The sequence below is a fragment of the Streptomyces sp. NPDC047022 genome (assembly GCF_040644155.1).
Classification (GTDB): Bacteria; Actinomycetota; Actinomycetes; order Streptomycetales; family Streptomycetaceae; genus Streptomyces.
Genome location: NZ_JBEYVV010000030.1, coordinates 47,265 through 64,198, shown reverse-complemented (window position 1 = coordinate 64,198; position 16,934 = coordinate 47,265). Strand labels below are relative to the sequence as shown.

Here is a 16,934-nt window from a genome sequence, read left to right as displayed (position 1 = left end):
AGGCGGATGTGGTGGTGCGCCCAGTGCTACGGCGAGGTGGGCAGGTGCGGGGAGCGGAGTACGAGCAGGGTGATCTCGCTGGGGGCGAAGACACGGAACGGCGGGCCCCAGAAGCCGGTGCCGCGGCTGGTGTAGAGGAGAGTGCGGGTGCCGTGGCGGCTGAGGCCGGCGAGGGCGGGCTGGTCGATGCGGACCAGGTGGTGGAAGGGCCAGATCTGGCCGCCGTGGGTGTGGCCGGAAAGTTGGAGGTCGACGCCTGCGGCTGCCGCCCGGTCGACGAACTTGGGCTGGTGTGCCAGGAGCAGGACCGGCAGGTCGGGGTCGGTGCCGTTCAAGGCTTCGGCGAGGTCGGTGCGGTGGCCCGCCAGGCCGGAGGACTCGGCGGTGACGTCGTCCACGCCGGCGACCACGAGGGTGTCGCCGCCGCGTTCGAGCAGCAGATGGCGGTTGCGCAGCGGTTCCCAGCCCAGCTCGTCCATCAGATCGACCCAGCCCTGGGCCTCGCTGTAGTACTCGTGGTTGCCGGTGACGTATACACGGGCCCGGGTGGCCCGCACGGTACCGAGTGGGACGGCTTGGGCGCGGCGGCGTTCGGCCGTGCCGTCCGCGATGTCGCCGGTGTGGCAGACCAGGTCGGCTTCCAAAGTGTTCACGGTCTCGCATACCCGTGCCGACCAGCGGGCGCGATCGAGTGGGCCGTAGTGGGTGTCGGTGATGAGGGCGACGCGGGTACCGTCCAACCCGGCACCCAGTCGCGGGAGTTGCACGTCGAGTCGGCGTACGCGCGGCACGCGGCGGGCCTCGGCGTACCCCCAGCCGAGCAGTACGGTGGTCACGCCGAGGACGGCCCAGGTGACGATTCGGGCCCGGTCCTGGCTCTCGCCGACGCCGGCCACGGTCAGGGCGAGCCGCAGGAGGACGCCGAGCAGAACGGACCAGGTGAACAGAATCCAGCTGGTGCCCAGCAGTGTGTCACCGAGGATGGCCGCCCGGTCCTGCTGGCGCCTGCCGTGGCCGCGCATCATCGCGAGCGGCATACCGATGAGGCCGAGGGCGAACAGGGCGGTGCCGACCAGTGTGACGGGCAGCGGCCAGTGCTGGCCGGTGTGCAGGAGCACCCAGCAGGGCACGGCCCACAGCAGGACGGGGGCGATCAGGGGGATGTAGCGCATCAGGCGGTGCAGTCGGCTCCGCCGCGGCGCTTGCGTTTCACCTTCGGCGCGCCGGGTGTTGCTGGTGTGGGTCACGCTTCCCCTCCCTGACCACGCTGCCGTCTCGCGCACTGTATCCGGTCGCCGTTGGGCCGGCCGGACCGGCGTTCATGGGTGCGGCCTTGGGGCGAAGGGTTCTCTGCGGGATGGCAAGACTCCGCCGCATACGGGAGTCCTTCGACTTGCCGTGCGTGCGGAGGCTGTGGTGTCGGCGTTGGCTCTATTCTCACCCTCCGCTGAACCTCCTCTTTCGTACCGCGGCTACCTTCTCAGCAGAGTCAAGGTCGGCATTGCAGTCAGGAGACCGGTACGGTGAAGCGGCGCAACCAGGCGGCAGGTTCTACGCCCCACCCGCCAGCGTGCTCCTGGCCCCGTCCCGCGGCGGCTGCCGCATGAGCAGTGGCAACGCGACCGGTGGCCCTGCGGAGTTCAAGGGCGCCATGACGGAGATGTTCGCGAATCTGCTCGAACTCATCCGGGAACAGGGCTTCGCGATGGTCCGCCTGGAGGACGCCATCCAGCCGCCGACCGGACACTGACCGACCAGAAATGAGTGTGCTTCGCCGCCGTGGCACTGTTTCGGCCTCGAGACACGGGCCGCGCAGTATGCGCCGCGCCCGATCGGATCGGGCCGGAATCTCGCCGGCATTTGCCCATCTATCCCGACAGACATCGCATCCCGCAGTCCTGCGAGAGACCTTGAACCGAGCCCGACCGGGCATCCCGCGACGTTGCGCCCTCTAGGGCGGCGTCCGGGGGGAGAGAAGGTTCACTCCCTACCGGAAAAGCGGGTCAAGGCCAGGGAAAGCCCCGGGGCGAGCCTTCGCAATAAAGCGTGGCGGCGCCGGGCGGAAAGCGCAGGTAGGTAACAGCCCATGGGTCTCACGAGCAGCATAGTGCTGGCGCTGGCGATCTTCATCGCCGTCCTGCTGTTCCTCGCCACGATGTGGTTGTGGCCGAGGCTCGCCCGGCAGAGCTGGAGGGCGATCAGCGGACGGTTCGGGCTGCTGCTCGGCACCCAGCTGGCGGTCTTCGCCTGCACGTGTCTCGCGGCCAACCAGACGTTCGGGTTCTACGCCAGCTGGTCCGACCTGTTCGGTCAGGAGACCGACCAGGGTGTCGTCGTCGATCACATAGCGGGCGGCGACAGCCGCATCCAGGCGGTCTCCACATCCCGCGTCATCGGCGTGAGCAGTACGCTGCCGCAGGTGGCAGGGCAGGTCCAGCAGGTCGACATCATCGGCCGTACGACACACATCGCCACCCCGGCGTTCGTGTACCTGCCCCCGGAGTACTTCCAGACGCAGAACCGTTCGCGCAAGTTTCCGGTGTCCGTCGTCCTCACCGGTTACCCGGGTACGGCCGAAGCGCTGGTGAACAAGCTGCACTATCCCAGCACTGCGCAGCAGCTGGCCAAGAGCGGCAAGATGCAGCCGATGATCCTGGTGATGCTGAGGCCCACCGTGGCGCCGCCGCGGGACACCGAGTGCGTCGACATCCCCGGCGGCCCGCAAACCGAGACCTTCTTCGCCAAGGACCTGCGTGACGCGGTGATGGCCCAGTACCGGGTCGACAAGACACCGGCCAGCTGGGGCATCGCCGGCGACTCGACCGGCGGTTACTGCGCACTGAAGATCGCCCTGCACAACCCGAAGTCGTACGCCGCCGCCGCAGGCCTGTCGCCGTACTACAGGGCGCCGCTCGACCCGACCACCGGGGACCTCTTCCACGGCAACAAGAACCTGCAGAACCGTGCCGACCTCTTCTGGACGATCAAGCATCTGCCCGCGCCCGAGACGTCGCTGCTCGTCACCAGCAGCAAGGTCGGTGAGCACAACTACAAGGACACGCTCAAGTTCATCAAGAGCGTGCAGGACACGAACGTGACCAGGATCTCGTCGGTCATCCTGCCGAGCGGCGGGCACAACTTCAACACCTGGCGGCGGGAGATCCCGGGAGTGCTCGAGTGGCTCAGCACGCGCCTGGTGGCCCACTGAACCCACTGCGCCGGCTTCCCATGAAGGTGAGCTTCCTCCCTAGATGCGGAAGGTGCTGGCAGCTCGCGTAGCGATCCCAGCAGGCAAGGCGCGGGTGCGTGATTCCGCTGCCTGTGCGGACGCCCGCAGTCGAGCCGCGGCGATCGACGCCTTCGTTCTCGGCGTCTCGACCCGCCGCCGGGTCCTGCGTTCCGAACTCGGCGACCCCGCTGATCTCCAGGCCTGGCTGAGCGCCACCATCCAACGCCTCGCCGACGGGTGAGGCGCGGTAGTAAGAAGCACTGAAGTCCGCTTCGGCTCGGAGTCTTCGGGCCCGTCATCGATATGGACGCCGTCAACGCCCGGCAATATGCTGTGACTTGGTCTAGACCTGCATGGCTCGAAGAGTGTCCCCCCACGTTCTCCAGGAGCGGCAGCATGCACACAAAGACCAAGGTTTCCGCAGTCGTGCTGGTCCTCGCCACCGCAGGAGCCTTCATGCTCTCGACCGGCAGCGCCAGCAGTCACGGCTACACCGACCTCCCTGTCAGCCGACAGAAGCTGTGCGCGATCGGTACCGTGACGAACTGCGGCGACATACAGTACGAGCCGCAGAGCGTCGAGGGTCCGAAGGGCTTCCCGGCGGCAGGTCCGGCCGACGGGCAAATCTGCAACGGCGGTCTCAGCCGTTTCACCCAGCTCAGTTCGCCGACGACTCCGTCCGGCGTTGCCTGGCCCACGACCAAGGTGACAGGAGGCCAGGCATATGTGTTCCGGTGGCAGTTCACTGCCGTGCATGCCACCACCGACTTCCGGTACTACATCACCAAGCAGGGCTGGAACCAGAACCACCCCCTGTCCCGCTCGGACCTCACCACCACCCCATTCCTGATCGTCCCCTACAACGGCCGGCGTCCCCCGGGCACCCTCAGTCACTCGGGTACGCTGCCCAGCGGCTTGTCCGGACGCCACGTCATCCTCGCGGTCTGGACAATCGCCGACACGGGCAACGCGTTCTACGCCTGCTCCGACATCACCTTCTGAGATGGGTGCGGCTCTCTTGGAGTGACCGGGTAGTCAAGTCCCACTCCGCTGGTGACGTGTGCGGCATGCTGCGGGGCTTCGCACGCCCCGTGAAAACGGCGACTCGAAACTTCAGGACGCAGGGGTTCCCACAGGTAGCCCTGATGGAATTGTCCGGGCTGTCTACGACGGCCTGCGGTTTCCGCATTGCTGACTGCGCCGTTCCCATCCTTGCGCTGCTCGCAGAACGCGATTACGAGGACGATGGTCCCGCGGGCGATGCACCCGACGTCCCCTGACGCCTCCGTCCGCCCGGACCGACCGTCGACTCGCGGTCCTCTAATGGCTACCGCCGTTTGCCGAGACCGCTGTCGGACCGCGCCCTGCGCCTCCGCCGGTGCTGCAGCCGGGTGGGGAGGAGCAGTGGGAGGTAGTCGGCTCAGGCACCGTGCGACGCTCGGTTGGCAGTGCAGAAGAGATCTTGCAGCCGTAGCCGCCCTTGCGCGATCACGACCGTATCGTCAGCCGTCAACTCGCCCCTCGGACACTTGACTCGCCATAACGATACGGAATCGAGGGGCTCGACCTTACGGTCGCGGTCCTCGTCGCGTTGTCGTAGGTGATGGAGACGCCCAGGGCGTCGTAGAGCGGGCCCTTCTCGTCGGCGTCGGCGGCTCGGGAGGGCATGGCGAACCCGATCCGGTCAGCAGGCTCATGGTGGACCCGAGCGATCTGACGACGCAGCACCGCTTTCTCGTGCCGCAGTGCCAGGACCTCTGCTTCCTTGGCTGCGCAACTGCGCAGCACGGCAGCGGGCACGGTGATCGGATTCCGGGCCAACGCGGTGACCATGGACTGCGGCACCGAAGGATCGTCCCAGACGCCGTGCGAGCCCCGGCTTTGGCTGAGGAACCTGCAGTTCAGACCCGGAATCGTGTCTCCGAGCGGCGCAGGTCAGGGGTCGTGGATCGTCGGCGAGTCACCGTCGGCCGGTGCCGCATCGAGCCGAAAACGTGACCCTCGTCAGCCTTATCAGGCATTCCAACCAGTCGGTATCGTGCGCCGCCACAGCGATTCTTCACCGCCCCCCCACGGATCCGAGCCGCACCGGAAGGCCACGCGATGACAGACCCCGACGACAACCGGTACCCGCCGCCGGGATGGCCGCAGCCGCGAACCGAGCCCCATGGCCACGGTCCTCGGCGCGCGTCGTACGGACGGGATCCATGGCAGGAGTCGTACGGACACGACGTCCCGCAGGACAACACGTATGGATACGGAGTCCCTTCGTACGGCTCGTACGGCTCGTACGGGCAGCCCCCCCGGCGCCCGTCGTACGCGCCCGAGTCCGACCCGCGCGGTGACCAGCTCGCCGCCCTCCGCTCGGCCTACCGAGTGCTCCGCCGGGTGTCCACGCTCACGGCGCTCGGCTCTTTCGTCGTGTATGTGGTGCTGTCCTGCTCCGCTCCGGACCTGATGGGTTCCAAAATCGCGGGGGAGTTGAGCCTGGGAATGGGCCTGGGGGTCCTCCAGCTCGTCGTCACCTTCGCGGCCGTCCTCTGGTACGGACGCAGCGCTCGGCACTCCGTGGACCCACTGGCGCAGGCCGTCAGGAATACGGTCCGGCCGCGCCGGGACGCCGGGGTGGCGGGATGAACGACTTCGGCTCAGGGACACAGGCGATCGTCCTGGTCCTGTTCAGCACCCTGGTGACCCTCACGCTGCTGATGTGTGTGATGGCGGGACCGGACCGCGACGACCTGACCAACTTCTACACCGGCTACCTCTCGCTCACCCCCCTCAAGAACGGTCTGGCGATCGCGGGCGACTACATCTCCGCCGCGACGGTGCTGAGCACCACCGGCATCATCGCCCTCGCCGGATACGACGGTTACGTCCTGGCGGTCAGCACCGCGCTGTCGCTGGTGCTGCTGATGTTCCTGCTGGCCGAGCCGCTGCGTAACTCCGGCAGCTTCACGATGGGCGACGTCCTGGCCCGCAACATGCCCGGGCGGGCCGTCCGCATCGCCTCCTGCGTGGTGACGCTTTCGGCGACCCTCCCCTTCCTGGTCGTCCAGCTCTCCGGAGCCGGGTCGCTGCTCACCTTCATCCTGGGCATACCGCACGTGGCCGGCGCCAGGACGACGTGCATCGTCCTGGTCGGCAGTCTGATGATCATCTACGCGGCCCTCGGCGGCATGCGGGGCACCGCGCTCATCCAGATGATCAAGATCGTGTTCCTGCTCGGAACCAGCGTCACCGTCGCCGCCCTGGTCCTCCACCGCTTCGACTGGAGCCCCGGCGCGGTGCTCCGGGCCGCTGAGCGCGGCAGCGGAACGGGCCCGGGCTTCCTCGAGCAGGGCCTCCAGCTGGGCACCTCGGCAGCTCAACGGCTTGACTTCGCCAGTCTCCAGATCACCGTGATCCTCGGCGCGGCCTGCCTGCCGCACATCACGATGCGCCTGTACTCCGCCCGGGACGTGCCCGCCGTGCGCCGCTCCATGTCATGGGCGGTAGGTACGGTCACCACGTTCTGCCTGACGGTGATCATCATGGGTACGGGCGCGGCGGCCCTGGTGGGATCGCGGTACATCACCGCGGCCGACCCTCACGGCAGGACGTCGGTGCTCATGTTGTCCCGGGCGCTCGGCGGCGGCGCCGGCTCCGCGGGCACGACGATCCTCTACGCGGCGATGGCGGGCGCGGTGTTCATCACCCTGTTGTCCTCGGTCGCAGGGATGACCCTGGCCGCTGCCTCGTCGCTCGCCCACGACCTGTTCGCACATGCGCTGCGGCAGGAACGGACGGCGCCGCGTACGGAGATGACCGTGGCGGGGTGGACGAGCGTGGCGGTGGGGGCCGTTGCCATCCTGCTCTCCGCCCTGGTCCAGAACTGGGACGTCGCCGTACTGACCACGCTGGCGATCTGTATCGGGGCATCGGCCGTTGCCCCCGCGTTGACCTACTCCCTTTTCTGGCGAGGATTCACGCGCACCGGCCTGCTCGCCAGCCTCTACGGGGGCACGGCCTGCGCGCTGGTGCTGATGGTCTTCTCCAGGGCCGTTTCGGGCACGCCGTCCGCCGTCTTCCCGCACGCGGACTTCGCCTGGTTCCCCATGCAGTCCACCGGCCTGGTCTCCATCCCGTTCGGCTATCTCGCGGGCTGGCTGGGCAGCGGTCTGGACCACCGACGCCGTGCCGACCAGAGCCGCGAGAACCGGCGGCTGTACGAGGAGAGCGAGGCACGACTGCTTGCCGCGGCCGAATGAGCACGGCCATTCACGGCAGTAGCGTTTTGACGCCAGATGCCCTGATGACATCGACCCGGGCCGGATGCGGCTCCTGGATGGTCGAGAAGGCTGAAGAATTTCACCGGGCCGCCCGAGTAGTGCCTCGTTAGGTTCTGGCTCTCGCTGAGGTGAGGAGCCGGCCGCAGGTGGTGCAGGTGCCGGTCCAGCACCTCAACAGGTCCTGGAGCTCGTCCAGGACCTGGTAGAGGGCCAGGCCGGCGTGTGTGCCTTTGGGTCGAGCCGCCGGAGGGTGAGGAATGCCTGGGCGGCGGTGACGAGGGTGACGTGGTGGTGCCGGCCGCGCCAGGTACGCCCTTCGAAGTGGTCCAGGCCCAGGCCGTGTTTGAGTTCGCGGTAGTCGTGCTACCGTTCGTCGGGCCGGCACCCGGTGTTCCCCGCGGTTCCCCGCACGATCTGGCAGGGTCCGGCACGTCTGCGTCCCATGGACCGCTGTGCCGGAACCGCCAGCATCTTCCACGGCGAAGGGCAGGCATGGCACTGGGGCGTAAGGGCGCACGGCGCATCGTCGTTGGCGGTACGGTGTATCGCTGGCGACTGCGACGTAGGCCGACCTACTTCCAGGGCCTGGCTTGGACACCATGCACGTTCGCGGTCGAGCATGCGGACGTTCCGGGGACAACGCTCGTGGTTACCACCGGACAGCCGCACCTGAGCAACTGGATCGGACACAAGGGCAAGCCGGTACTGCCGTCCGACGTCGCCGAAGCCATCGAACTCGCTCTGCGCGAGGGCTGGACCCCGACGGCTCCAGGCTCTCCCTTCTGCCTCGACTTGTCTGCTGGCTTCACGCCCTCACCCTGAGCACAGCGGAAGGAGAGCACCGCTTCAGGAGCTCGATCTCCACTCGGCCTGGCCGGGGGCGCCTCGTGCACCGATGCCGTACGTGGCTGCTGTGTGTCGCCGTAGTCCGGGGTCGTTGATGTGAGCGGATCAGCTCCGGCACCGGGCAGGCTTCCAGAAGCTTCACAGCCGGCGTGGGGAGCGGATTCCACTGGCCGTGGTCAACGCCTGCTCAGCAGCTTGCGTGTCCGCCCTTCCCGCAACGCCCAGGAGTTTCGCGTCGTCACATCACCCCGCTGACCTGCACTTTCACCCCGCAGGCACAAGAGGTGAACGGCTCAGCGATCCGTATTCTGACCCTTCTCGCGGTCCGAACGACCATCGATGATGTCCAGGACGGCCATCATGCCCCTGTCCTCGTGGTTCAGGAGGTGGCAGTGCAGCAAGGTTCGGCCGGTGAAGTCCGTGAAGCGGATCCGCAGGACGAGTTTCTGCCCGCGAAGGACATTGACCGTCTCGTGCCAGGAGTAGGCAGGATCCACGAGCTTTCCGTTCAGGGACATCACCTGGAACTGGTTGGTGTGGACATGGAAGGAGTGGTCTTCCTGCGTGTCATTACGAACCGTCCACTCCTCGACGGTGTTGAGCCGGGAAACGAAGTCGACGCGGTTCGGGTTGTACGCCTTGCCGTTGATGTAGAACCTGTCGGGGTTCGTCTTTTCGGTGTACACCAAGGTCTTGCGGGCGCTGATTTCGGCGTGGCTGAGGTCGTCAAGAGGCCCGAAGAGGGACGGGACGCGGGCTCGAACCATGGAAGGGCCGCTGGTGATGACCGTAGCCAGGTTCGCCTGCGGGAATTTGTTGCCGGCCGGCCCGGTGTAGAACGGCTGCGTCTCCAACCGGGCGATGCCCCCTGTCCCGCCTTGGACCAGTACGTCGTACCGACCGCCGGCCGGGATGATCAACGTGTCTGCGGAGTAGATCCGGTGAACGGGGAAGCCGTCCTGGGCAATCACGTAGAACGTGGAGTTTTTGAGGCGCAGCTTGTAGTAGATGTTGGCGCCGATGTTGGCGAGCCGCCACAGCTGGGTCTCTCCCGGGCGAATGTGGATCACCGGATTCTGCTGACCGTTGACCGTGCGATTGGTCTTCGCCTGGATGGACAGCGGATAGATCTTGATTGCGTCGCCCAGGACCTGGTCGTCCTTGAGGGCGATCACGTGCTCGGTGATGGTGCGCAGGGAGGTCGGCAGGTATTTTCGCAGGCCGTCGACGATGATGATTCCCGACTCGCCACCGGCCACTTGAGCGGCCGAGTACATGTCGATGTGCGAGTGGTACCAGTACGTGCCCGGCGTGATGTCCCGCGGCAGCTGGTATGAGTAGTGGTAGGTCGTACCGGGCTTGATGGAAATGAAGGGGTCGTCGGCGGGCTGACGGGGTGAGACGTGCAGCCCGTGCGTGTGCAGGTTGGTGTCGGTCGTGACCCCCTGCAACTTGGCCCCGACACGGTTCACCATGGCCAGCTCGATGCGGTCGCCCGGTTGGACGCGGAGCGTCGGCGGCATGTAGCGGTCGTTGTAGGTCAGCGCCCACAGTTGACGGTCACCAACCCACACCTTGCGCCGGTCTACCACGAGGGTGGTCCGCAGCACCCCGTTGTGGCTCACCAACTCTGGGGGGTCCTGCAGATCGGCGCCCGTGGCCAGCCGCCCGGCGGGAGAGGTCCCGGGTGCAGCCCGCTCGGACGGCGGCTCGTCGCAGGCGGACAGCCAGATCCCGGCGAGGGCCAAGCCGGTAAGGAGCCGGGCAGCTCTGGAAGATGTGCGCATGACCGTCTCTCCCGGTGGGGCTCGTACTCAGGTAGCCAGGTCTGGACAAGTCGGAGAAGGCCGCCTTGGTCGGTCTTCATGCGGCGTCGGCAGGCCCGGAGCAGGTGTCGGGCAGTCACTGTGTGAGGCTGGGGCGGGGTCTGCGGATGGTGACGACCATGGTGAAAGTGTCGGTGACCAGCTGAGATCTCATGTGGCCGGCCATCGCCCAGCCGAGGATACGGCGGGAGACACGGATCCAGAGAAAGCGACACCGTGGGTGGATTCCGGCGAGGGTCCATTGACCGCCAATGGCCCAGGCATGACGATGCGCTTCCATCGGCGCACGTTCATCTTCTGGTACACCAGGACGCGCTGGTGCCCTGCCCTTGCCGAATATCGCATCCGGGCTGGTGGGAGCCGGTGTACGCCACCTGGCCAATCCCGCTTGCTGAGCGGCTGAGGGGCCGATAGTTGGAATTCGTCAACCAAGTCCGCGCAGCATCCTGAGGAGGATTCCAGCAACGCCGGCGGGTAGCGCACGCAGCAACTCTTCGAGGAAACCGGTGAGTTGGATGGTGTACGGCTCGCTGCCCAGTAGGACGGCGCTCAAGTGGATCAATGCCTGTGCGGTGCGTAGGGACCCGGGATTTCCCCTGACCCTCGTGGGATCAGTTTGGTAGGCATGACGACGGTGCGGGGCGGGGAGGTGTCCCCGTGGATGCGGGCGAACAGCAGGTGGGCGGCGCTCGTCGCGAGCGCGGCCGGGTCCTGGGCGATCACGGTAACCGGTGGTGTCATCTGTGCGGCCAGGGCGAAGTCGTCGAAGCTGAGAAATGCGATACCGGTAGGCAGGACGGCCAGCACCCCGGAGGCGACGATGTCATTGCTGGCCAGAACAGCAGTGGGTGGCTGGGGTGAGGAGAGGATTTCGCTGACGGCCTTTGCGGCGTCCGGGCTCGACCTCAGTCCGTGCCGGACGAGTGCCGGATCGGCTTCGATGTCCGAGTCCTTCAAAGCCGCGAGGTAGCCACGATAGCGTTCGCCGACGGTCCAGATCTTCTGCTTGTCGCCAAGGTAGCCGATGCGGCGGTGGCCGTGCGCAATCAGGTGCTGGACGGCCTCCTTGACCGCACGGAAGTTGTCCACGACCACGCTGTCGACCTTCAGGCCGGCCGCCGCCCTGTCCACGCACACGATCTTGGTCCCCTGTGCCTGAGCCGCGCGCAGGAACCGGTGGCTGCCTGCGACGGGGGTGAGGATCAGTCCATCGACGCGGCGCGCGGTGAAGGCCGCGATGACTTCCTGTTCTCGGCGCAGGTCGTCGCGGCTGGAGCCGATCAGCACGATGCTGCCGCGCTGGCGGGCGACGTCCTCCGCCGCTGACGCGACGGCGGCCATGAAGGGGTCGGCGACGTTGTCGACCACCAGCCCGATGGTCTGGCTCAGCTGATCCACGCGGCGTAGTTGGCGAGCCACGTCGTCGCGTTGGTAGCCCAGCCTTCGGACCGCAGCCTCTACGCGTGCAGCGGTTTGGTGTGCGACGCCCGAGTCACCGTTGACGACCCGGGACACCGTCATCGTGCTGACGCCTGCTTCTGCGGCTACGTCCTTCATCGTGGGCCGGGTGGCCACGCTGCATCCTCCAGGCAGGTAACGTTCGGCATTCGTTTGGTTAACGTTACCATTTCCCCGCCTCCGGATGGCGTCGCGCCGCCGCAGGTTCGCCCCGCGAACCTGCGGCGGCAGGTGTTTCAGAAGCGTCGCGGATGATCGGTGGCGCACCGACTGGGATGCCTGTGCCGGGTAGGGAAGGGTCCGCAAGCCCGGCGCCAAAGACGCGGCCTCTGTGCGTAGTCATCAAGTGGCTTGGACGCCACGCCGTCTCCACTGGCCACGATGGTCCGTTCGCAGCAGCCCCCCGCTGGGGCGTGAGCGGCGAGACATGTTCCCGAAGGCTCCGGGGATGGCATGTGGTCGAGTGCGTGGCGAACGTATGTGATGGCGCCTCACCGCACTGGCGTAGAACAAGACCTGGTTTGCGCCGACCCTTGACACTGCTCCGGAGGGACCCCAGAATCGGCCCACTGTTAACGATACCAACCCGAAGGCGCAACATGGTCTCTGCCAAAGAACCACTTCTCGCCGCACAGGGCCTGGTCAAGCGATTCGGTCATGTCCAGGCCCTCCAGGGCGCCGATTTCACGGCGTATCCCGGTGAGGTCGTCGCACTGATCGGTGACAATGGCGCCGGCAAATCGACTCTGGTGAACGTGCTGTCGGGCGTGATCACCCCGGATGGGGGCGAGGTCCGCCTGGAAGGAGTGCCGGTACGGTTCGGCGGGCCGGTGGACGCGCAGCGTCATGGCGTGGAGACCGTTTACCAGGATCTGTCGTTGGCGCCCGATCTGGATGCGGCGGCCAATCTGTATCTCGGCCGAGAACTCCTTCGTGGTGGCTTGTTGGGCCGCCTGGGTGTTCTGGACCGACCCGCGATGCGGGAGCAGGCGGTCAAGGCGTTCGCCGAACTCGGCGTCGAACTGAAAGACGTGACAGCCGCTGTGACAACGTTGTCTGGAGGGCAGCGGCAGTCCGTCGCCGTGGCTCGTGCGGTCGCGTTCGCCAACAAGGTCATTTTCATGGACGAGCCGACCGCAGCGTTGGGTGTCGTACAGCGCGCCCGGGTACTGGACACCGTCCGGCGGGTCGCCGACCGGGGCATCTGTGTCGTCCTGATCAGTCACAACATGCCCGAAGTGCTGTCGGTGGCGGACCGGGTCGAGGTGCTGCGGCTGGGCCGGCGGGTCGCCTCGTTCACGGCGGCCGACACCACGATCGAGGAACTCGTCGGGGCCATGACCGGATCGTTGGACGGCCCCGCGCAGAAGGATCCGGCCCTCGGCTCGGCCGGTGAGACGGAAGCGGAGGAAGGGCGATGACCGCCGACAGCCAGGAGATCCAGCAAACCGCGCAGTCGCAGGATCCGCCTCGGTCCGGCAACGGGGGGATCGCGGTACCCGGCTGGCTGAGGCGGGCCGCCTCCGTCAGCGAGTTGTGGACTTTCACGATCCTCGTCGCGCTGGTCGCGTTCTTCACCATAGCCGCGCCCGGCAAGTTCTTCACCGCGTACGACCTCACGCAGATCGCCGTCAACGCGGCGATCTACCTGGTGCTCGGTGTCGGCATGACATACGTGATCATCACTGCCGGCATAGACCTGTCGATCGGCTCGGTCCTTGTTCTGGCCGCGGTGGCGGCGGGCGAGTACAACATTCACCACGGCGGGGCGACCGCCGGCTGGGGCACGGTCGCGGTCGGTGCGCTCATCGCACTGGCCGTCGGCCTCGCTTGGGGCGCACTCCAGGGATTGGTGGTGGCAACCCAGAAGGTGCCCCCGCTGATCGTCACGCTCGGCGGCCTGGGTGCAGCGTTGGGACTGGCCGAACTAGCAACCGGTGGCCAGGATCCAGCCGGTGCGGCAGCCGCACACCTGCAGAACAGCCTCGGTTTCGGCAAGGTGCTCGGCATTCCCTGGTTGGTGATCCTCGCCGCTGTCGTCACTGTCGTCTTCGGCGCGGTGCTGGGCGGTACGAAGTTCGGCAACCACACGCTGGCGATCGGTTCCAACCCGGCCGCCGTACGCCGCGCGGGGATACCGGTGGGGCGGCACCTGGTCAAGGTGTACGGGTTGATGGGGCTGCTGGCCGGGCTGGGAGCGGTGATGTGGCTGGCTTCGTACGGCACGACATCCATCGCCGGACACTCCACCGACAATCTGAAGGTGATCACTGCAGTGGTCCTCGGCGGTACCAGCCTCTTCGGCGGCCGCGGATCGGTGCTGGGCACCGTGATCGGCGTGTTCATCCCCGCGGTACTCACCACCGGACTGATCGTCATCGGCGTTCAGCAGTACTGGCAGGACGTGGCAGTAGGCGTCGTGCTGGTCGCAGCTGTCTACATCGACCAGGTGCGCAGGAAGACCCGAGAGCGCGCATAGCCGCATCGCACCCGCTCAGCCCCCTACATCTTCGGGCGGCAAACCCACCACAGGTCTGGTCGCCCTGACTCGGCAGTCAGGGCGGGACAACCACCCACGGCGCCCAGCGCGCAGCTAAGGAGAACACCGTATGTCGAGAATCCGCAGCAAGGGCAGCCTGCTGGTCGCCACAGGCGTTGTGCTGACTCTGGCCACCGCCGCCGGATGCACGTCGTCGAGCGGCAAGGCAGGTTCGGGGGCGGCTGGAGGCGCTGCCCACAAGAAGGTCAGACTGATCACCGGTGTAAAGAGTGACCCCTTCTACATCACCATGACCTGCGCCGCGCAGAGTGAGGCCCAGGCCAAGGACATGGACTTCCAAGCCGACGGTTCCGCGCAGTGGGACGTGTCGATCCAGCGTCCGCTCCTCGACTCCGTCGCGGCCGCCCGGCCCGACGGGCTGATGATCTCCCCGGTCGACACCAGTGCCCTCACCCCCTCGCTCAAGCAGATCCAGTCGTCCGGAACCAAGGTCGCGCTCGTGGACACCACGGTCAGCGACCCCTCCGTCGGCATCACCCGTATCTCGTCCGACAACGAAAAGGGCGGCCGGGTCGCGGCCGACGCGCTCGCCAAACTGATGAACCGGAAGGGCTCGGTGGTCGTGATCAGCGTGAAGCCCGGCGTGTCGACCACTGACGCGCGGATCAAGGGCTTCACCGAGGAAATGGCCAAGTACCCCGACATCAAGGTACTGCCGACCCTCTACGACAATGACCTGCCGGCCACAGCGGCCTCCCAGATCCAGTCGACGCTGGCTGCCCACCCGGACCTGGGCGGTGTCTTCGCAGGGAACACCAACACCGGCCAGGGCATCTCCTCCGGCCTCCAGCACGCCGGGAAGCAAGGCACCGTGAAGGTCGCCGCGTTCGATGCGGAACCCGACGAGGTAGCCGCGCTCAAGGCCGGCACCCTGCAGGTTCTGGTCGCACAGGACCCGGCAGCAATCGGCAAGGACGCAGTCGACCAACTCGCCGCCTCCTTTGACGGCAAGTCCGTCACCAAGTCGGCCGGTACCAGCATGGTGGCCATCACCAAGGCCAACATGAACGACCCGGCCGTCAGCAAGTACTTCTACAAGTCGCACTGCTGAATGGCCCTCAACAACCTGGTGGACCCACCTCACATGCATCGGAAGAGGGTCCGCCAGGTTGGCCCGCGTGAAACTTGCCCGGGACAACGGGGACGACCGGGTCGGCACCGACTCCATACCCCACGGGCTCCATCAGAGAATCTCGACGCGTAGATGCTGACAGCGGCCAGAAGGAGGCGCTGGAACCACCCTGGTCTCAGGTCGACGGTGGCTCGCGCCCGGCGCGACAGCACCGAGTGCGAAGTGCGTCTCTACTTCGGGATGCCGACACGACTCCGCAGGAAGCCGGACTCCCGGTACGGAGCCGGTCGCTCCCGTCATTCCGACGATCAGACGCACTTCAGCCTCCCCATGCTTTCTTCAGTCAACGGATGGTCCGCGGACAGGGACCCGTCAGGATGTCGGGTCATCAGCCCCTTCACACGGCCGGCTTGAGGGTGTCGTCGAGCCAGTCGTAGATGCGGGCCTGGGACAGACGCATGGCGCCGGGGTGGCAGTGGGCGCCGGCTCCCTCTTCGGTGGTGAAGACCATGAGGGTCTTGGGGCAGGTGAGGTGGTCGTAGAGCTGTTCGGGCTGCCCCTTGAAGAACATGTCCTCGGCGGCGTCGCAGACGAGGGTGGGGCACTGAATCTGTTCGGCGATGCCGTCGGCGAGGGTGTAGTCGAGGTAGGAGGCGTTGAAGGCGCGGGGGGTGTCGACGCCCATGACGTACATGCCGTGGTTCATGGCCCAGCGGGCGATCGGGTCCTTGGCCATGATCTGCTCGAGGGCTGCGTCGAGTTCCGGGGCGGCCTTCGCGCGCAGGAGCTGTTCAGCTTCCTGCCGGGTGCCGGGGATGTTGCGGACGGAGGTCTGGCCGAGGTCGTAGAGGCCGTCGACGGCTATCAGCGCGGCCAGGCGGTGCTCGAAGGCAGCGGCCCTCGGGGCGAGGATGCCGCCCATGCTGATGCCCAGGAGCGCTATGCGGTTGTCGTCGATCTCGGGGAGGGTTTCGGCGAAGTCGACGACGGGGGTGATGACGTTCTCCCAGTCGGGGCGGAAGACCAGGTTCTGGTGGTGTCGTGGTCCGGGCATACCCGGACCGTCGAAGACCAGCACGTTGTAGCCACGCTCGACGCCCGCCATCGCCCCGAAGAAGTGCAGCTCTTCGGCGGTGCCGTCGAAACCGTTGTGCATGATCAGCGTCGGCCGCGGCGTCCCGGAGTCGTCGACGCGGTAGAGGTAGCCCGGCAGGGTGGTGTCTTCGTACGGGATGCTGACCGGCTCGATGCGCGGTGTGGTGTAGAGGGCCGCGGCGGCCTTGAAGCACTCCACGGAGCGGTCGTAGGCGTGGTCGTGGCGGGGGTCGCAGGGGTGACCGTGGAGGAAGAACTCCGCCGAGCGGTAGTAGTTCGACGCCCGCAGGAACCCGTCCCGGGCACTCACCCCGTGGCCGGCCGCCAGCGCCTTGTCGGCCTGGCCGGACACACGGTCGGCGGTGGCCAGCCACTCGGTGTACCAGCTGTCGTAGTCGCCCTCGACGATGCGTTCGCCCGTGGAGACGACCTCACCGAAGTCCGCGCCGCCGTAGGCGATGTGGCTCATCGACCGCAGGGTCTCGTACCAGAACTGGATGTTGTTCGGGAACAGCAGCTGCTTCATCGCACACTCTCCTTGAGGAGCAAGCACAGATTTGTGCTTGTGGGAGGAACC

At 66.8% G+C, this 16,934-nt stretch carries 15 protein-coding genes and 1 pseudogene; 10 read left to right on the top strand and 6 right to left on the bottom strand.

All coding sequences use genetic code 11. The features are described from left to right. Positions 1 to 26: 26 nt before the first annotated feature. The gene (locus ABZ845_RS25540; protein ID WP_360983495.1) at positions 27 to 1,247 is read right to left on the bottom strand and encodes a metallophosphoesterase; all 1,221 of its coding nucleotides are present in this window, start codon (positions 1,245 to 1,247) and stop codon (positions 27 to 29) included. A 356-nt stretch (positions 1,248 to 1,603) separates the two neighbouring features. Between ABZ845_RS25540 and ABZ845_RS25535 the strand changes: the two genes are divergently transcribed. From ABZ845_RS25535 to ABZ845_RS25520, 4 genes are all read left to right on the top strand, one after another. Next, entirely contained in the window at positions 1,604 to 1,750 is a 147-nt protein-coding gene (locus tag ABZ845_RS25535) for a hypothetical protein (RefSeq protein ID WP_360983493.1), read from the top strand. A 336-nt stretch (positions 1,751 to 2,086) separates the two neighbouring features. Beyond that, positions 2,087 to 3,208: an alpha/beta hydrolase-fold protein gene (locus ABZ845_RS25530; protein WP_360983491.1), complete on the top strand. Its 1,122-nt coding sequence runs from the start codon at positions 2,087 to 2,089 to the stop codon at positions 3,206 to 3,208. A gap of 94 nt (positions 3,209 to 3,302) precedes the next feature. Further along, positions 3,303 to 3,470: a hypothetical protein gene (locus ABZ845_RS25525; protein ID WP_360983489.1), complete on the top strand. Its 168-nt coding sequence runs from the start codon at positions 3,303 to 3,305 to the stop codon at positions 3,468 to 3,470. Positions 3,471 to 3,625: 155 nt separating this feature from the next. Beyond that, positions 3,626 to 4,231, top strand: a complete 606-nt coding sequence (locus ABZ845_RS25520) for a lytic polysaccharide monooxygenase (protein WP_360983487.1) — start codon at positions 3,626 to 3,628, stop codon at positions 4,229 to 4,231. A 507-nt stretch (positions 4,232 to 4,738) separates the two neighbouring features. On the opposite strand, the gene ABZ845_RS25515 is transcribed toward ABZ845_RS25520, so the two are convergent. Further along, positions 4,739 to 5,074: a hypothetical protein gene (locus ABZ845_RS25515; RefSeq protein WP_360983485.1), complete on the bottom strand. Its 336-nt coding sequence runs from the start codon at positions 5,072 to 5,074 to the stop codon at positions 4,739 to 4,741. Positions 5,075 to 5,332: 258 nt separating this feature from the next. Between ABZ845_RS25515 and ABZ845_RS25510 the strand changes: the two genes are divergently transcribed. Next, positions 5,333 to 5,866, top strand: coding sequence for a DUF485 domain-containing protein (locus ABZ845_RS25510; protein WP_360983483.1), 534 nt, complete (start codon positions 5,333 to 5,335; stop codon positions 5,864 to 5,866). Beyond that, the gene (locus ABZ845_RS25505) at positions 5,863 to 7,479 is read left to right on the top strand and encodes a cation acetate symporter (RefSeq protein ID WP_360983481.1); all 1,617 of its coding nucleotides are present in this window, start codon (positions 5,863 to 5,865) and stop codon (positions 7,477 to 7,479) included. Before ABZ845_RS25510 ends, ABZ845_RS25505 begins: the two co-directional genes overlap by 4 nt. Positions 7,480 to 7,671: 192 nt before the next feature. Here ABZ845_RS25505 and ABZ845_RS25500 read toward each other — a convergent pair. Next, a pseudogene (locus tag ABZ845_RS25500) lies at positions 7,672 to 7,863 on the bottom strand (IS701 family transposase); the annotation flags it as partial. Positions 7,864 to 7,992: 129 nt separating this feature from the next. Between ABZ845_RS25500 and ABZ845_RS25495 the strand changes: the two are divergent. After that, positions 7,993 to 8,322, top strand: a complete 330-nt coding sequence (locus tag ABZ845_RS25495; RefSeq protein WP_360983479.1) for a hypothetical protein — start codon at positions 7,993 to 7,995, stop codon at positions 8,320 to 8,322. A 317-nt stretch (positions 8,323 to 8,639) separates the two neighbouring features. Here ABZ845_RS25495 and ABZ845_RS25490 read toward each other — a convergent pair whose 3' ends face one another. Both ABZ845_RS25490 and ABZ845_RS25485 read right to left on the bottom strand, forming a co-directional pair. Then, positions 8,640 to 10,133, bottom strand: a complete 1,494-nt coding sequence (locus ABZ845_RS25490) for a multicopper oxidase family protein (protein ID WP_360983477.1) — start codon at positions 10,131 to 10,133, stop codon at positions 8,640 to 8,642. A 597-nt stretch (positions 10,134 to 10,730) separates the two neighbouring features. Then, a complete protein-coding gene (locus ABZ845_RS25485) occupies positions 10,731 to 11,747 on the bottom strand; it encodes a LacI family DNA-binding transcriptional regulator (RefSeq protein ID WP_360983476.1) in 1,017 nt (338 codons plus the stop codon). 482 nt (positions 11,748 to 12,229) lie between these two features. Between ABZ845_RS25485 and ABZ845_RS25480 the strand changes: the two genes are divergently transcribed. From ABZ845_RS25480 to ABZ845_RS25470, 3 genes are all read left to right on the top strand, one after another. After that, the gene (locus ABZ845_RS25480) at positions 12,230 to 13,051 is read left to right on the top strand and encodes an ATP-binding cassette domain-containing protein (protein ID WP_360983530.1); all 822 of its coding nucleotides are present in this window, start codon (positions 12,230 to 12,232) and stop codon (positions 13,049 to 13,051) included. Further along, complete coding sequence (locus tag ABZ845_RS25475) at positions 13,048 to 14,109, top strand: ABC transporter permease (protein WP_360983474.1); 1,062 nt, start codon at positions 13,048 to 13,050, stop codon at positions 14,107 to 14,109. The genes ABZ845_RS25480 and ABZ845_RS25475 overlap by 4 nt, the downstream gene beginning before the upstream one ends. Before the next feature lie 130 nt (positions 14,110 to 14,239). Next, positions 14,240 to 15,241 (top strand): ABC transporter substrate-binding protein, encoded by a 1,002-nt coding sequence (locus ABZ845_RS25470; protein ID WP_360983472.1) that lies wholly within the window; start codon positions 14,240 to 14,242, stop codon positions 15,239 to 15,241. 418 nt (positions 15,242 to 15,659) lie between these two features. Here the strand turns inward: ABZ845_RS25470 and ABZ845_RS25465 are convergent, their stop codons facing one another. Beyond that, positions 15,660 to 16,883: an alpha/beta fold hydrolase gene (locus ABZ845_RS25465; protein WP_360983470.1), complete on the bottom strand. Its 1,224-nt coding sequence runs from the start codon at positions 16,881 to 16,883 to the stop codon at positions 15,660 to 15,662. Positions 16,884 to 16,934: the final 51 nt, after the last annotated feature.